Origin of the sequence: Mariniflexile jejuense (assembly GCF_042675665.1) — a bacterium.
GTDB classification, from domain to species: domain Bacteria; phylum Bacteroidota; class Bacteroidia; order Flavobacteriales; family Flavobacteriaceae; genus Mariniflexile; species Mariniflexile jejuense.
The window spans coordinates 537,194-553,576 of record NZ_JBHTJI010000001.1 but is presented as its reverse complement, the minus strand read 5'-3'; the positions used below and the strand labels follow the sequence as shown (position 1 = coordinate 553,576).

Here is a 16,383-nt window from a genome sequence, read left to right as displayed (position 1 = left end):
TATTATGAATAATTGGTAGAGCACTTGCTAGCCATAAAAAAATTGGCTTAATTTCGTAATAAAACCTTTGGAATAAATGATAAAAAATGAAGTAAAAACAACGTGTTCGTATTGCGGTGTTGGATGCGGCATTATTGTTAAAAGAGATAGTAATGATAAGGTTTTTGTTGAAGGTGATAAAGACCATCCAGTAAACAAAGGCATGCTTTGTTCAAAAGGCATGAACCTGCACTACGTAGTTAATGATACTTCTGATAGAATATTATATCCAGAAATGCGTTGGAGTCGTTCACACCCACGTGAACGTGTTAGTTGGGATGATGCTTTAGATCGTGCAGCAAGTGTTTTTAAAACCATTATAAAAAAACATGGACCTGATAGTGTCGCTTTCTACGTATCTGGTCAAAGTTTAACCGAAGAATATTACATTGCCAACAAACTAACAAAAGGCTTTCTAGGGACTAATAACATTGATACCAATTCGCGCTTATGTATGAGTTCTGCGGTAGTTGGTTACAAAAAAACATTTGGTGAAGATAGTGTTCCAGTATCATATGCCGATATTGAACTTGCCGATTGTTTCCTAATTACAGGTGCAAACCCAGCTTGGTGTCATCCAATACTTTTTAGACGACTAGAACAACACAAAGAGAAAAACCCAGATGTAAAAATTATTGTAGTCGATCCGCGTAAAACCGATTCTGCAAATTTTGCCGATTTACATCTTCAAATACTTCCAGGTACAGATGTAGTGCTTTACAATGCTATTGCACGTTGCTTATTCAAACGTGGTCTAATTGATGATGATTTTATAAAGAATCATACTGAAGGATTTTCAGATTATAAAGAACAAATATTCGCAACATCTATAAAAGAAGCCTCCAGAATATGTAACGTATCAGAAAAAGATATTAGAGATGCTGCCGATATTATTGGGCTTTCAAAAGGCTTTATTAGTATGTGGGCTATGGGGCTTAACCAAAGTGTGGTAGGTACCGATAAAAACACTGCTTTATTAAATTTATCACTTATTACAGGGCAAGTTGGAAAACCAGGTTCTGGTCCGTTTTCATTAACAGGACAACCTAATGCTATGGGCGGTCGTGAAGTAGGCGGTATGGCAAATTTATTGGCGGTTCATAAAGATTTAATGAATGAAGAACACCGCAGGGAAGTAGCACAGTTTTGGGGTGTAGATACCATTTCACCAAAACCAGGATTAACAGCTACCGAAATGTTTGATGCACTTGAAAGCGGAAAACTAAAAGCTATTTGGATAGCGTGTACAAATCCGTTAGTTAGCTTACCAAATACACATCGTATTGAGCGTGCTATGAAGAATGCTAAATTCGTTGTAGTTCAGGATATTTCATTCAAATCAGATACAGTAGCCTATGCCGATTTAGTGTTGCCTGCCGCTGGTTGGTTGGAAAAAGAAGGTACCATGACAAATTCTGAACGTAGAATTTCCTATTTACCAAAAGAAATAAATGCTCCAGGTGAAGCAAGACCAGATGTTGAAATTTTTTGTGATTTTGCACAGCGTATGGGTTTCCGAGGCTTTAATTTCAATAGTGCTGAAGAAATTTATGATGAATATGCATCAATGACAAAAGGAACAAAAATTGATGTTTCTTTTTTAAATTATGATAGATTAAAAAACGAAGGAACGTTCCAATGGCCAGTTAATGAATATAGACACGCCGGAACACCTCGACTTTTTCAAGATAAAAAGTTTTATACACCATCACAAAAGGCAATTTTTAATGTTGTAAAAAGCATACACAATACCTCTGTACCGCCAAATGAAATGTATCCGTTAATTTTAACCACGGGTAGAGTTCGCGATCAATGGCATACCATGACCAAAACTGGTAAAGTATCGCGTTTAAAAACGCATTATCCAACACCAGTTTTAGAAATTAATCCAGTTGATGCGTATTTGTATAAAGTTAAAGATGGTGATATTACACAAATTAAAGGCGAAAATGGCTGCGTTCGTGTACGTGCAAAAGTAACCGAAAACATAGCTAAAGGCGTGGTGTTTTTACCAATGCATTGGGGTAAACAGTTGCAAAGCGATTTAAACAGAGCTAATAATTTAACCAACACGCATGTCGATCCATTTTCAAAAGAACCTGACTTCAAGTTTACACGTGTTTCGGTTTCAAAATATAAAAAACCTGTTGAAAAAATAATTATAGTTGGAGCAGGAGCAGCGGCTTTTAGGTTTATTCAAAATTATCGTGAAAATAATGAACAAGACGAGATTCATGTGTTTTCAAAAGAACCTAATCTGTTTTATAATCGTGTTTTGCTTCCTGAATATGTTACCGAAGAGCTAACTTGGGAACAACTTCTAAAAATCAAACAAAAAGAATTAAGTAAGTTAAACATTAAAGTATATCCTGAAACGTCTATCAAAACAATAGATTCAGAAACTAAAATAGTAACAGACACCAATAACGAGCAACATACGTTTGATAAATTAATTTTAGCTACAGGCAGTCGTGCATTTATACCAAAAGATGTTCAAATAGATTTACCAGGGCGTTTTACCATGCGTAATAAAAATGACGCCGATAGATTTAAAGCCTATTTAGATGCTACAGGTTTACCACCTGAAGAACAGCATGTAGTTATTGTTGGTGGTGGTTTACTAGGTTTGGAGTTGGCTGCTGCTATGAAGCATAAAAACGTAAAAATTACTATTATACAACGTGCTTCTCGTTTAATGGAACGTCAATTAGATAAGGTTTCAAGTAAACTTTTGGCTTTAGATGTGCAAGAACGTGGTATTCAAATATACTTTGATAATGAAGTAAGTACGGTTTTTGATGATGAAGATACAGGTGAACTAAACATTACCCTAAAAAGTGGAAAGTTTATAACAGCCAATGCTATTGTGTATGCCATTGGTACCATTCCAAATATTGAAATTGCCAGAGAAAATGGAATAGTTTGTAGCAGAGGTGTAAAGGTAAATCAGCATTTACAATCATCACATCCTGATATTTTTGCCATTGGTGAAATTGCCGAATTCAATAATAAGTTATTCGGAATTACATCGGCAGCCGAAGAACAAGCAGCCATTTTAGCAAACTTTATTGCGGGCGATATTAGTTGTGCGTATAACGGTTCGGTGTTGATGAATATTTTAAAATTTAACGATTTAAATTTATGTAGTATTGGTGATATTGATGTTCCTGAAAATGACGATTCTTACGAAGAAGTTATTTTTACAGATATTTCAAAACGCTACTATAAAAAGTGTATTGTAAAAGACGATTTGCTAATTGGAGCGGTTTTAATGGGTGATAAAAATGAATTTGCCGAATTCAAAACCATGATTGAAAGCAAAATTGAAATGTCTGAAAAACGAAATACCTTATTGCGAGGTGCTTCAAACGATGTGCCCGTTATTGGTAAATTAGTATGTTCATGCAGTCAAGTAGGTGCAGGAAATATAGAAGAAGCCATTAAAGGCGGATGTACAAATTTCACCGAATTATGCAATAAAACAGGTGCAGGTTTGGGCTGTGGCAGTTGTAAAACGGAGGTTAGAGAAATACTTAATAATACAAAAGTACTTGCGTAATGGAATCATATAGATTAATAGTTAATGGTGGTGTACTTTCTCCTGGTGAATTAAAATACATTTGTGAAGCAGCCGAAAGTTTGGGTTTAGATACAATTTCGTTTGGCTCTAGACAAGATATTATTTTTCCAGAACCAATAGATATTGAAAAATTAGAAGCTTTTGATAAGCTTCAAATAGTAAAACCTAATCAAGATCGTACTGAAAATATTGTATCATCTTATGTGTCATCTGATATTTTTCCGCATACATCGTGGTTAACAAGTGACCGATATTTATATATTTTAGAACAATTTAAGCACGAACTTAAATTACGTGTGAATATTACCGACCCAAAGCAACGTTTAGTGCCTTTATTTACAGGACACATCAATTTTATAGCTTCAGAGCATGAAGATTATTGGTATTTATACATTCGTCTTCCAGAATGGAAAAAAACTTTTATGTATCCAGCCTTGATATATAGTTGGGATTTAGATAAAGTAGAAATAGCTATCGAAAATATGCTTCAGGAAGAACCAGAAAATGTTGAAACCATTTTCGAATTGGTAAGTGATGCTATTGATACTAATAATAGAACAGTAGATAACCCTTTGGAAGTGCCATTTTATCCCTTTCCGTACTACGAAGGCATGAACAGAATTGGCGATAAATATTGGTTAGGATTATACTGGAGAAATAACCGATACGACCTTACATTTTTAAAAGCCATGTGCGAGTTGTGTGCCGAAAATAAAATAGGTAAAATATCCATAACACCTTGGAAATCGTTCATTGTAAAAGGAATTCCATTACAATCAAAACTACAATGGGAAAAGTTTTTGGGTAAATTTGGTATTAATGTACGCCATTCTATGTTGGAGTTAAATTGGCATTTACCAGTTAACGATAAAGATGCTTTAAGTTTAAAAAAATACTTGGTAACCAATTTCGACCAAAACGATATTAGTACTTATGGTTTAACTTTTGGACTAACAAATTACGCTAGTAACGCCTATTATTTTACTTCGGTAGTTATTGAAAAAAACAAAAAACCAGAGGCTTTAAACGATTTTGTAATTCGTGATACCTATAACTTATTATATGCAAAAAATTTCGACCCAAATACACGCGATTACATAATGCATGTTCAAGATGTTGATAAAGTTGAATTACCAGGTTTGTTAATGGAATTAAGTCAGTTGTATTTTGAACAATTAGGAACCGAACGTGAAGAATCAGCAATAAAAGATATTAAGAAAGAAAGCATTGAAGAAACCGTATACCAATGTAAAGATTGCTTAACAGTTTACAACGAAATTTATGGTGATGAAACGCAAAACATTTCACCAAATACTACTTTTGAAAGCTTGCCAGAAACCTACGAATGTTCACTTTGTGAAGCCCCAAAAAGTAGTTTTGAGAAAAAGGTTTTAGTTAAATAACAAAAAAAAACCATTGGTCGATACAAATCTACCATTCATCTTCTCTTTTAGTCTTATCACCGAAAAATGAGATTAGAAGTATAAATATTTAATTACTTTTATTAAGTTAAACCTATCGTTATGATAAAAGTACTTAATATATTACTCATAGAGGATGATATGATTGAAATCATGAAACTAAACCGAGCAGTTTCAACATTAAAGCTCAATCATAAAATCATTGAAGCTAATAATGGTGAGGAAGCTTTAAAAGTTTTAGAAAAAAAAGAAGACTTACCTGATATTATTTTGTTAGACTTAAATATGCCTAAAATTAATGGTATAGAGTTTTTAACAATATTGAAAAATGATGATGTTTTAAAATATATACCTACCATAATATTAACAACTTCTAGCAATCAAAGAGATTTGTTGGAATGTTTTAAAATTGGTATAGCGGGTTATATTTTAAAGCCATTAAAATATGAAGACTACGTTGTAAAAATTGAAAAACTTTTAAATTATTGGAGTATTAGCGAATTAAAAAAAGGATAATGAAGGGTATTGTTTTTACAGAGTTTTTAGAACTAGTTGAAACTAAATTTGGTTTAGAAATGGTTGATAAAATTATAAATCAATCAAAGCTAGAATCGCAAGGTGCTTACACGGCTGTAGGTACTTACCAATTTTCAGAAATGCTTCAATTACTTCAAAATTTAAGTAAAAATACAAACATATCAACAGATGATTTGTTATTGGTTTATGCCGAACATTTTTTTGAGGTTTTAAAAACCAATTATTCGCAACTATTTATATATTACAACAATCCAATAGATTTACTTTCTTCAATAGAAAATCACATTCATGTTGAAGTTTTAAAAATTTATCCTGATGCCGAATTACCTACTTTTGAAGTTTTAAAAAAAACCAAAAAAAAATTAATACTTTTATACACATCAAGCAGAGCAATGCATCATTTTGGTTTAGGTTTAATGAATAAAACTTTCGAACACTTTAATACAACAGCAACAATAGTGCTTGAAAAGTTGAATGACGAAGGAACCGAGGTTAAGTTCATAATATCACAAAACTAAATATGAGTCAAGATACAATTGACATGCTTAAGCGTGCCTTATTAAGAGAAAAGGAGGCTAGAAAAGTAGCCGAATCTATTCTAGAAAAGAAGGCAGCCGAATTATACGAAGCTAATAGAAGGCTAGAAAAATCATATACAGAACTTGAGTTGTTATTAACCCAAAAAGACTCTCAATTACAAGGTGTTTTTGAAAACATTGTCGATGCCTATTTAATAATGGATCTAGAAGGCAATATTTTAAAAATGAATGATGCAGCCTTAACTCTTTTAGGTTTTGAAGACGATAAAATAGATTTTAACCTTATGAGCATGGTTAGTCCTACAGATTTAGAACATGTTTCTAAATCCTTCAAAATGTTGTTAACAAAAGGTAGCATAACCAACTTTGAGCTAAAAATTACCACCAATGCCAATATAGAAAAACTAATACACGTAAATGCTAGTGTTATTTACGATAATAATATTCCTGTTGCATCTCAAGGTATTATACGAGATATTACCAAAGAAAAAGAAGATGAAGAAAAACTAATTGAGTCTGAAAACAGATTATCAACCCTTATACTTAATTTAGATAAAGCCGTAATATTAGAAGATGAAAACAGAAAAATAATAGTTACAAATAAAAAATTTACACAACTATTTAACATAAAAGTAAAACCCGATGAGCTTATAGGTAAAGACTGTAAAACATTAATAGAAAATAACAGCATGTTGTTTGAAGATTCGAAAAAATTTTTGAACAGAACCCACGATATAATTCAAGAAAAAAAAGTAGTTTTAGCTGAAGAGCTAGAAATGGTTGATGGTAAAATATTAGAAAGAAGCTACATGCCTATAATAATAGGCGAAAAAACAAAAGGATATTTCTGGACCTTTAAAGATGTAACACTAAGTAGAACATATAGTAAACGCCTAGAAGTACAAAAACAAAAATATTACAATATAATATCTAATATGAACCTAGGGTTAGTTGAAGTAGATCTTGAAGATCGTATTTTAATGGTGAACCATAGTTTTGAAGAAATGACAGGGTATAGCTTCAACGAACTTATAGGTATAAAAGGTAAAGATATACTGCCTGTTGCTGAAGATAAAGTGTTGATGGATGAAAAAGTTATTGAACGCAAACAAGGAAGAACAGATTTATACGAATTAAAAATTAAAAAAAAAGACGGTGAAATTAGATATTGGTTAGTAAGTGGTGCACCAAATTACGGTATTGATGGTAAAGTAATAGGTTCAATAGGCATAAATTTCGATATAACCAACATTAAAAATTTAGAGAAACAAAAAGAAAGTTTATTAAACGAATTGGCTAAAAGTAATAATGAATTACAGGAATATGCTCATATTGTTTCGCACGATTTAAAGTCGCCATTACGTAGTATAAATGCACTTGTAAGCTGGATTAAGGAAGATAACAATGGTAAACTAGACCATGCCACTAATCAAAACCTAAATTTAATAGAAAGCACACTAGAAAAAATGGAGCTACTAATTACCGATATTTTAGATTACTCCAGTATTGGTTCGGATGAAGTTGAAAAAACCGAAGTTAATACCAATGATTTAGTTATAGATTTAAAACAAATGCTTTTTATACCAAATCATATAACTATAAACATACTAAATACATTGCCCGTTGTTTTAGGTCACAAAACAAAACTGCAACAAGTATTTCAAAACTTAATAAGTAATGCCATAAAATTTATAGAAAAAGACAATGGCATTATAAATATTAACGTTACAGAGCAAACAAACTACTATCAATTTTCTGTGCAAGACAATGGTATAGGCATAGAAAAACAATATCACGATAAAATATTTAAAGTATTTTTATCCCTAAACAAACGCAAAGATTCTTCAGGAATTGGCTTATCAATAGTTCAAAAAATTGTAGAATTACACAATGGTACAATTTGGCTAGAAAGCCAACCAAGTATAGGTACAACCTTCTTTTTTACTATAAAAAAATAAAAATTAATGAAAATTGTACAGTTAGTAAAACATAAAAATAAAAATTGGCAGTATTTAACGCCAAACCTAAAATTAAAAAAACCTTTAGTTCTAGTATTTGGCAATAGATTTCAATTAGAAGAACCAACGGTTTACAATAATATAAAAACTATTTTTCCAGATGGACATATTGTTTTTGCATCAACAAGTGGTAATATAACCTCGCAAACTATTGAAGCAGAATGTATAACCATAACAGCTATCGAGTTAGAAAAAAGTAGCTTTAAAGTAAAAACAATAAACCTATCGCAAACCAACTTAAATAGTTTTGATGCTGGCGTAAAATTAGTTAACCAATTAAAAGGAGAACACCTAAAATACATTTTAGTAATATCCGACGGCAGTTTTGTAAACGGAAGTGAATTAACCAAAGGAATGAATTGGGTTTCTGATAATAATGTACTAATAACAGGAGGTTTGTGTGGCGATGATGCTCGTTTTGAAAGAACTTTGGTGGCGTACAATGAAAATCCAAAAGATGGTGAAATTGTAGCAATAGGATTTTATGGAGCCACTTTTGAAGCTTCATCATCTGTGTATGGTGGTTGGCAACCTTTTGGTCCAGAGCGTATTGTAACCAAAGCCAAAGGCAATATTCTTTACGAACTAGATCATCAACCAGCTTTAAATTTGTACAAAAGATATTTAGGAGAAAAATCCGCTCAATTGCCTTTATCGGCATTATATTATCCCTTAAAAGTAACGCCTAAAAATGAAGACCATTCGTATGTTCGAACCATTTTAAATATAAGCGAAGAGCATAATGCTATGATTTTTGCGGGAGATATACCAGTAGACGCTAAAGTACAGTTAATGATGACAAATGTTGAGAGTCTAGCAAAAGCATCAGAAGAAGCAACAAAACAAGCATTAGTAAACAAATCTCAAAAGCCAGATTTGGCTATATTAGTTAGCTGTATTGGAAGAAAACTAGTTTTAGACCAACGTGCTATTGAAGAAGTAGAAGAATCTAGAATGGTATTAAACAACGCTATACCAATGTGCGGATTTTATTCTTATGGTGAAATAGCACCTTTTAATGAAGAAAACATGTGCCAATTACATAACCAATCTATGGCAATAACCTTGATAAGCGAATAATGAATCCGTTATTAAAACATCAAATAAATAAGTTTTTAACTGCTAAAAATGTTTCAAGTGAAGATTTAAAAAACTTTATTGATGCTGTAAATAATTCATACAATAATTTTGACGACCAAAATGGCATGTTACAACGTGCGTTAATGATTAGTTCTGAAGAGTTATCAGAAACAAATAAAAAACTGCAACAAGAAACCCAAGTACAACGTAATTTAATAGATAAACTTAATACTTTAATTAAAAATTTAAAGCTAGACGAAATTGCTGGAGTTAAAAAAAGCGAAACTATAAATTTAGATGGTGAAAAGTTAACCGAGTTTATAGAAAAGCAAACCCAGGAACTTATTAGCATGAATGCCCAAAGAGAAAAGTTATTAACAGAATTAGAAAGTCAAAACCAAGAATTAAGCGATTATGCCTATTTGGTATCCCATGATTTAAAATCACCGCTTCGAAGTATTGATGCATTGGCAGCTTGGTTAAACCCAGAACAAGAAGGTAATTCGCAAATAAATACGGTCGAAAACCTAAACCTAATAAGAGCTAATGTTGAAAGAATGGATAATTTAATTACAGGAATTTTAAATTATTCAACAATAAACAAAAATCAAACAATTATTGGTGCTATCAGTATTATCGAAATTGTGGTAGATCTGTTAAAAACTATAGTAAAACCTAGTCATGTTACTATAAAAGTTCATGATAATTTACCAATAATTCAAGGAGATAAATTTAGAATAAAACAATTATTTCATCACCTGTTAGATAATGCAATTAAATATGCTGATAAAGAAAATGGGTTGGTAGAGTTAGGTTTTATTGATGAGCCCAACCATTGGAAATTTTATGTAAAAGACAATGGTATAGGCATAGAAAAAGATTATCATGACAAAATATTTAAACCATTTCAAAAGTTAGAAAACAATCCAAGTGCTACAGGTATTGGGTTATCAATTGCTAAAAAAATAGTGTTAGCATATGGCGGCAAAATTTGGTTAGAATCTAAAACAGGTAAAGGTACAACATTTTATTTTACACTAAAAAAATGACAGAACAACCCAATTTAGAGTATTTAAAACAGTTTTCTGGTGGTGACCAAGCATTTGAAAAAAAGTTATTTACAGTATTAAAAAAAGAATTTCCAGTAGAAAAGGAAACATACTTTCAAAACTTAAAACTTAATAATTTTAAACTTGCTTCAGAAAATGTTCACAAAATTAAACATAAAATTAGTATTTTAGGGCTTGAAAAAAGTTATCAGCTTGCAACAGAACACGAAAACAATTTAAGAGAAAGTAATGCGTCGCTTAAAGATGAATTTCAAACTGTTTTGAATGTAATCACAGATTTCTTAGAAACTCTAAACTATTAATGAATTGTATAATTATTGATGATGAAGCAACTGCAAGAACCATAATAGCAGAGTATATTACTTATGCCAAAGGTTTTACGGTTATTGCAGAATTTTCAAATGCTATTGAGGCTATTAAATATCTAAATCAAAATGAGGTAGACCTTATTTTTTTAGACATTCACATGCCCGATTTTACCGGTTTTGATTTTATTCAAACTATAGCAAATCCTCCTTATATAATTCTTACAACTTCCGACCCAAATTTGGCATTTAAAGCATTTGAATATTCATGTATTGTTGATTATTTAGTAAAACCAATAATGTTAGATCGGTTTAAAAAATCAATAGAAAGAACACAACAACTAATAAGTCAAGCATTAGAAACAAAACCCAAAGGTAATGATACCGAAATTTTTAATAATGAGCTTTACGTAAATATCGATAGAAGATTAATAAAAATTGATATATCTAGTATTTACACAGTTGTGGCAAAAGGAGATTACATACATATTAAAACAAAATCTACAAATTATATAGTACATTCGTCGTTAAAGAAGATACAAGATAAATTGCCTTCAGATATTTTTTTAAAAGTACATCGGTCATACATAATTAATATAAAAAATATTGTAGATATAAAGGATAATAGTGTATTAATACATAATGAAGTTATTCCTGTAAGTCGCTCTTCTAGACCCGAACTTTTAAAACGATTAAACCTTTTATAAATAAATTATTTTTATTTGTAGGTTAAAACCTTCCAAAATTTATTAAATTTTAAAAAAAAATGCATTTAGACGTATTTATTTTGCATTACATCGATATTTATAATTTATTTTTATTACATTTGAACAATTAAAACTGTATATTAATTGTAAAATTTAGTTTCTCTCGTTTACTTTATAAATTAATATTTATTTAAATTTTCAGATAAAATAACCTTAAATCTAAAAATAATGAAAATAGTAATTGTAGGAAGTGGCTATGTAGGACTAGTAACTGGTGCCTGTTTTTCAGAAGTAGGCATAGATGTAACATGTGTTGATATAGACCAAAAGAAAATTGAAAACCTTAACAATGGTATCATTCCTATTTATGAGCCAGGTTTAGAAGATATGATCGTCAGAAACATGAAAAAAGGACGATTAAATTTTACAACCAAAATACAAGAAGCTTTAGAAGGTGCCGAGGTGCTGTTTATCTCTGTAGGAACACCTCCAGATGAAGATGGAAGTGCCGATTTAAAATATGTAGTAGCAGTAGCTAGAGATTGTGGTAAGTATATGAATGATTATATGCTTATTGTTACTAAAAGTACCGTACCTGTAGGAACCTCAAAAAAGGTAAGACAGGCAGTTAAAGAAGAGCTTGATAAACGCAATGCTTCAATTGAATTTGATGTGGCATCAAACCCAGAGTTTTTAAAAGAAGGAGCTGCAATAAACGATTTCTTAAAACCAGATAGAATTGTTGTAGGGCTAGACACTCCAAGAGCCGAAGATTTAATGAAGAGTTTGTATAAACCTTTCACATTAAATGGGCATCCAATTATTTTTATGGATATTGTATCTGCAGAAATGACTAAATATGCTGCAAATTCAATGCTTGCAACTAAAATTAGTTTTATTAACGATATTGCCAATTTATGCGAAATTGTAGGAGCAGATATTAATAAAGTACGTAAGGGTATAGGATCTGATTCTAGAATTGGTACTAAATTTATTTATCCAGGTATTGGTTATGGAGGTTCTTGTTTTCCTAAAGATGTGCAAGCATTAATTCGTACAGCAAGCGAACATAATTACGATTTAAAAGTGTTACAAGCGGTAGAAGCGGTAAACAAAAATCAAAAATTAGTACTTTTCAATAAAATCTATAACTATTTTGATGGTGATTTAAAAGGGAAAACAATTGGTATTTGGGGTCTTTCTTTTAAACCTCAAACCGATGATATGCGTGAAGCTCCTTCATTAAGTATCATAAATAATTTATTAGAACATGGTGCTATTGTTAAGACCTACGATCCTGTAGCAATGCAAGAAGCTAAGCATCATTTTGGAGATTCTATTACTTATTTTGAAGATCAATATGAAGCTTTAATTGATGCCGATTGTTTAGCAATTTTAACCGAATGGCCAGAATTTAAGTTTCCAAACTTTAAAATAATGCAAAAACTATTAAATAAATCAGCGGTTTTTGATGGTAGAAATATTTATGACAAAGAAGAAATGAAAAAAGATGGTTTTGAGTACTACTGTATAGGAGTAAATACATCCGAAAATAAAAATGTTCTTGTAAAAAATTAAAGATATAATGGCACGAAAAAAAATATTAGTTACTGGTGGTGCAGGCTTTGTAGGTTCTCATTTGTGTGAGCGTTTATTAAACGATGGCAACGAAGTTTATTGTTTAGATAATTATTTTACAGGACAAAAAGAAAATGTAGTACATCTATTAAAAAATCCTTATTTCGAGTTAATTCGTCATGATGTAACATCTTCTATTTTCTTAGAAACCGACGAAATATACAACTTAGCATGTCCTGCATCGCCAGTGCATTATCAATACAACCCAATAAAAACCATGAAAACTTCGGTTATGGGAGCAATAAATATGTTGGGATTAGCAAAGCGCGTTAATGCAAAAATATTACAAGCGTCAACCAGCGAAGTTTATGGTGATCCGTTAGTACATCCGCAGCCAGAATCTTATTGGGGTCATGTAAATCCAATAGGTGAACGTGCTTGTTATGATGAAGGTAAACGATCGGCAGAAACGTTGTTTTTAAACTATCATAAGCAGAATAATGTAAACATTAAAATTATTAGAATTTTTAATACTTACGGTCCAAAAATGCATCCAAACGATGGTCGTGTGGTATCCAATTTTATTGTTCAGGCTTTACAAAACCAAGATATAACAGTATATGGTGAAGGAAACCAAACACGTAGTTTTCAATATGTTGATGACTTGGTAGAAGGCATGATACGTCTTATGAATTCTAGAGATGGATTTATTGGGCCAGTTAACATAGGTAACCCAGGAGAGTTTACCATTTTAGAGTTAGCCAAAAAAGTTATAGAGCTTACAGGATCTAAATCTAAAATTGTTTATAAACCATTACCGTCCGATGATCCAATGCAAAGGCAGCCAGATATTTCGCTAGCTAAAAAAGAACTAGATTGGGAACCAAAGGTAAATTTAGAAGAAGGATTATTAAAAACAATAGCATTCTTTAAAACCGTAATTTAAAACATAATAAGCTGCCATAATTTTTATAGGCATTAAGTAGTAAATGTAAATTGCTTATTTGTAATTAATTCTGTTTCTCTCACTTTTTTCAGAATTATACTTAGGTGTGTGCTTATATTAAAACAAACCTTTGTGTTTTTTGTATAATTTAATAATATAAAAAATGAAGAAAAAAATATTAGTTGTAGATGATGAATTAAGCATTTGTCTTTTGCTTGAAAATTTTCTTTCAAAAGATTATGAAGTAATTTCAATTCACGATGCCGTAGAAGCTTTAAAATGGCTAGACGATAATATACCAGATTTGATAATAAGCGATATCCAAATGTCTAACATGGATGGGTTTCAGTTTTTAACATTAGTTCGTCAACGAGGGTTTACAAAACACACACCAATTATCATGCTATCAGGCCGTTCAGAAAGTAAAGAACGAATTAAATGTTACCGATTAGGAGCTCAAGATTATCTTACTAAACCGTTTAACCCAGAGGAATTAGACGAGATTGTAAAGAAAAATCTGTATCCAATTCATTATGCCATCGAATGGTAAAATTAAACAATCAGTTAAATTAATGTTAACATGACCCCAAAGCTAAACATCCTATATATTGGTACAAACAATACGTTTTTTAAGATAGATGAAGACACTAAAAATTGGTCTATTTTACAAATTGATAACAGTATTAAAGCAACTAATCATTTAAAATCTAACCCTAAACCCGATGCTATAATTTGTGATTATAATTTAGCAGGTAATGATGGTATCTTTTTTTTCGATTGGTTACAAACTCAAAATCAATTACAAACCATACCGTTTATTTTATTAGCCAAAGAGTTTAATGTTGAAGCTTACAAAGAGGCATTTAATAAACGTATTGATGATTATTATATTGCTTCTTCAGCAAAACTTGAAGACATTATAAGTAGAATAAGTTTTTTATGTGAACATAAAAAGCCAGTTAGCCAAAGGCAACTTATATCAACCACACAAGAAGTTTATAAAATGCCAATATCAAAACGTGTTTTTGATATAACTGTGGCAACTTTAGTACTTTTAATAGCATCACCCTTTTTATTACTTATTATATTAGCAATTAGATTAGAGTCTAAAGGAAAAGTATATTACATTTCAAAACGTGTTGGCAGAAAAACATTTGATTTTTATAAATTGAGATCTATGCGAACAGGATCAGATGAACTTCTTAAAAAATTGGCATTAGAAAAAAATCAGTACAAAAAAGAAGAAACCAAAACTAAAGATAATCCTCTTAACACTCCTTGTCCAAAATGTACAGAACTACCCGAAGGAGAGACATGTTCACCATTAATGTATATAGATACACACCAAATATGCGATTATTGGTTTAATGTTCAAAAAAGAGAAGCTGCAAAAAATAATTCAACATTTGTAAAAATTGTTGATGACCCGCGTGTAACAAAAGTTGGAAAATTTATTAGAAACACCAGTATTGATGAATTACCACAATTAATAAATGTAATTAAAGGTGACATGTCTATAGTAGGTAATAGACCCTTACCAGTTTATGAGGCAGAAATGCTTACAGCCGATGCTTTATCAAAACGTTTTTTGGCACCACCAGGAATTACAGGTTTATGGCAAGTTGAGTTAAGAGGCAAAGGTGGAAAAATGTCTGAAGAAGAAAGAATGCGTCTTGATAACGAATATGCAGATCATTTTAAAGGTGATAATTTTTCATTTTGGTATGATATTAAGTTAATTTTAAAAACAATACCCGCACTTCTTCAAAAAGGGTCTGTTTAAATTTTAAGTTTATAATTCAAGTAAAAAATGATAAAACTTTACAAAATAGTTTCAATTATTAGTTTAACTGTTGCTTTATTTAATAATATTCAAGCGCAAACTAAAGAGATAGAATATAGTTCTTTAAATGGTAGTGAAGTTACCTTTCCACCACTTAAAACTGTTATCGATTCTGTTTTGAAACGTAGTGGCATGCTTAATTTTAGAAAGCACCATATTGGAGTAAAGGAAGCAACCTTAGCCTCGGAACGCATATATTGGACTAGAAATTTTGGATTACAAGCAGAAACAAAATATGGTAACCTTAACAGTTTTTCAACAGATTCTGATGGGCAAATAAGTTCAGCAGCTTTGGTAACAACAGAGCAAGTTAATTACAGTGTAGGATTCTATTTTAAGTTTCCCATTTTTGACGCCATAAATAGAAAAAAGCAGGTTAAACTAGCCAAATTAGAAATTGAAGAAGCCAAAAGTATGGCAGAATTTCAAGAAGAAGAAATAAGGCAAGCCGTAATAAAATTATATCAAGAATTGATATTAAAACAAAAGCTACTTCACATAAAATCCAAAAGTTTTGGCGCTGGTAAAGTGAGTATGGAAATGGTTGAAAAAGAATTTAGAAATGGCGTTGTACCTACAGCTGAATACGTACGAATTAGCGGCATTACTTCAAATTTAGAAGCAGATTATGAAATTGCAAAGTCAGAATTTTTAACCATTAAACAACTTCTAGAAGATTTAGCTGGTTTTTCATTTGACTCTCAAGAACTAAACTAAATA

14 protein-coding genes are annotated in these 16,383 nt (G+C 31.1%); all 14 read left to right on the top strand.

All coding sequences use genetic code 11. The annotated features are described in order from the left end of the window. Positions 1-76 precede the first annotated feature (76 nt). The 14 genes from ACFQ1R_RS02420 (at position 77) to ACFQ1R_RS02355 (ending at position 16,380) form a co-directional block, all read left to right on the top strand. Positions 77-3,598 (top strand): molybdopterin-dependent oxidoreductase, encoded by a 3,522-nt coding sequence (locus ACFQ1R_RS02420; protein WP_379924518.1) that lies wholly within the window; start codon positions 77-79, stop codon positions 3,596-3,598. Continuing rightward, the gene (locus ACFQ1R_RS02415; protein WP_379924517.1) at positions 3,598-5,022 is read left to right on the top strand and encodes a rubredoxin; all 1,425 of its coding nucleotides are present in this window, start codon (positions 3,598-3,600) and stop codon (positions 5,020-5,022) included. Before ACFQ1R_RS02420 ends, ACFQ1R_RS02415 begins: the two co-directional genes overlap by 1 nt. A 120-nt stretch (positions 5,023-5,142) precedes the next feature. After that, positions 5,143-5,556 (top strand): response regulator, encoded by a 414-nt coding sequence (locus tag ACFQ1R_RS02410; RefSeq protein ID WP_379924516.1) that lies wholly within the window; start codon positions 5,143-5,145, stop codon positions 5,554-5,556. Beyond that, complete coding sequence (locus ACFQ1R_RS02405) at positions 5,556-6,095, top strand: heme NO-binding domain-containing protein (protein ID WP_379924515.1); 540 nt, start codon at positions 5,556-5,558, stop codon at positions 6,093-6,095. Before ACFQ1R_RS02410 ends, ACFQ1R_RS02405 begins: the two co-directional genes overlap by 1 nt. 2 nt (positions 6,096-6,097) lie before the next feature. After that, entirely contained in the window at positions 6,098-8,074 is a 1,977-nt protein-coding gene (locus ACFQ1R_RS02400; protein ID WP_379924514.1) for a PAS domain-containing sensor histidine kinase, read from the top strand. Between the two features lie 6 nt (positions 8,075-8,080). Beyond that, positions 8,081-9,214, top strand: a complete 1,134-nt coding sequence (locus ACFQ1R_RS02395) for an FIST signal transduction protein (protein WP_379924513.1) — start codon at positions 8,081-8,083, stop codon at positions 9,212-9,214. Beyond that, positions 9,214-10,263, top strand: a complete 1,050-nt coding sequence (locus ACFQ1R_RS02390; RefSeq protein ID WP_379924512.1) for a sensor histidine kinase — start codon at positions 9,214-9,216, stop codon at positions 10,261-10,263. The genes ACFQ1R_RS02395 and ACFQ1R_RS02390 overlap by 1 nt, the downstream gene beginning before the upstream one ends. Then, positions 10,260-10,586, top strand: a complete 327-nt coding sequence (locus tag ACFQ1R_RS02385) for an Hpt domain-containing protein (protein WP_379924511.1) — start codon at positions 10,260-10,262, stop codon at positions 10,584-10,586. Before ACFQ1R_RS02390 ends, ACFQ1R_RS02385 begins: the two co-directional genes overlap by 4 nt. Beyond that, positions 10,586-11,296: a LytR/AlgR family response regulator transcription factor gene (locus tag ACFQ1R_RS02380; protein WP_379924510.1), complete on the top strand. Its 711-nt coding sequence runs from the start codon at positions 10,586-10,588 to the stop codon at positions 11,294-11,296. Before ACFQ1R_RS02385 ends, ACFQ1R_RS02380 begins: the two co-directional genes overlap by 1 nt. Positions 11,297-11,524: 228 nt before the next feature. Beyond that, on the top strand, positions 11,525-12,874 hold the full coding sequence (locus ACFQ1R_RS02375; protein ID WP_379924509.1) for a UDP-glucose dehydrogenase family protein: 1,350 nt from the start codon (positions 11,525-11,527) through the stop codon (positions 12,872-12,874). A gap of 7 nt (positions 12,875-12,881) precedes the next feature. Beyond that, entirely contained in the window at positions 12,882-13,820 is a 939-nt protein-coding gene (locus ACFQ1R_RS02370; RefSeq protein WP_379924508.1) for a UDP-glucuronic acid decarboxylase family protein, read from the top strand. 163 nt (positions 13,821-13,983) lie between these two features. Continuing rightward, a complete protein-coding gene (locus ACFQ1R_RS02365) occupies positions 13,984-14,370 on the top strand; it encodes a response regulator (protein ID WP_379924507.1) in 387 nt (128 codons plus the stop codon). A gap of 30 nt (positions 14,371-14,400) precedes the next feature. Next, positions 14,401-15,603: a sugar transferase gene (locus ACFQ1R_RS02360; protein ID WP_379924506.1), complete on the top strand. Its 1,203-nt coding sequence runs from the start codon at positions 14,401-14,403 to the stop codon at positions 15,601-15,603. A 27-nt stretch (positions 15,604-15,630) separates the two neighbouring features. Beyond that, the gene (locus ACFQ1R_RS02355) at positions 15,631-16,380 is read left to right on the top strand and encodes a TolC family protein (protein ID WP_379924505.1); all 750 of its coding nucleotides are present in this window, start codon (positions 15,631-15,633) and stop codon (positions 16,378-16,380) included. The last annotated feature ends 3 nt before the right edge of the window (positions 16,381-16,383 follow it).

What these genes read in the sequence shown, in the direction of transcription:
- ACFQ1R_RS02420 (WP_379924518.1), top strand. Translation starts at nt 77, where the DNA reads ATGATAAAAAATGAAGTAAAAACAACGTGTTCGTATTGCGGTGTTGGA.
- ACFQ1R_RS02415 (WP_379924517.1), top strand. Translation starts at nt 3,598, where the DNA reads ATGGAATCATATAGATTAATAGTTAATGGTGGTGTACTTTCTCCTGGT.
- ACFQ1R_RS02410 (WP_379924516.1), top strand. Translation starts at nt 5,143, where the DNA reads ATGATAAAAGTACTTAATATATTACTCATAGAGGATGATATGATTGAA.
- ACFQ1R_RS02405 (WP_379924515.1), top strand. Translation starts at nt 5,556, where the DNA reads ATGAAGGGTATTGTTTTTACAGAGTTTTTAGAACTAGTTGAAACTAAA.
- ACFQ1R_RS02400 (WP_379924514.1), top strand. Translation starts at nt 6,098, where the DNA reads ATGAGTCAAGATACAATTGACATGCTTAAGCGTGCCTTATTAAGAGAA.
- ACFQ1R_RS02395 (WP_379924513.1), top strand. Translation starts at nt 8,081, where the DNA reads ATGAAAATTGTACAGTTAGTAAAACATAAAAATAAAAATTGGCAGTAT.
- ACFQ1R_RS02390 (WP_379924512.1), top strand. Translation starts at nt 9,214, where the DNA reads ATGAATCCGTTATTAAAACATCAAATAAATAAGTTTTTAACTGCTAAA.
- ACFQ1R_RS02385 (WP_379924511.1), top strand. Translation starts at nt 10,260, where the DNA reads ATGACAGAACAACCCAATTTAGAGTATTTAAAACAGTTTTCTGGTGGT.
- ACFQ1R_RS02380 (WP_379924510.1), top strand. Translation starts at nt 10,586, where the DNA reads ATGAATTGTATAATTATTGATGATGAAGCAACTGCAAGAACCATAATA.
- ACFQ1R_RS02375 (WP_379924509.1), top strand. Translation starts at nt 11,525, where the DNA reads ATGAAAATAGTAATTGTAGGAAGTGGCTATGTAGGACTAGTAACTGGT.
- ACFQ1R_RS02370 (WP_379924508.1), top strand. Translation starts at nt 12,882, where the DNA reads ATGGCACGAAAAAAAATATTAGTTACTGGTGGTGCAGGCTTTGTAGGT.
- ACFQ1R_RS02365 (WP_379924507.1), top strand. Translation starts at nt 13,984, where the DNA reads ATGAAGAAAAAAATATTAGTTGTAGATGATGAATTAAGCATTTGTCTT.
- ACFQ1R_RS02360 (WP_379924506.1), top strand. Translation starts at nt 14,401, where the DNA reads ATGACCCCAAAGCTAAACATCCTATATATTGGTACAAACAATACGTTT.
- ACFQ1R_RS02355 (WP_379924505.1), top strand. Translation starts at nt 15,631, where the DNA reads ATGATAAAACTTTACAAAATAGTTTCAATTATTAGTTTAACTGTTGCT.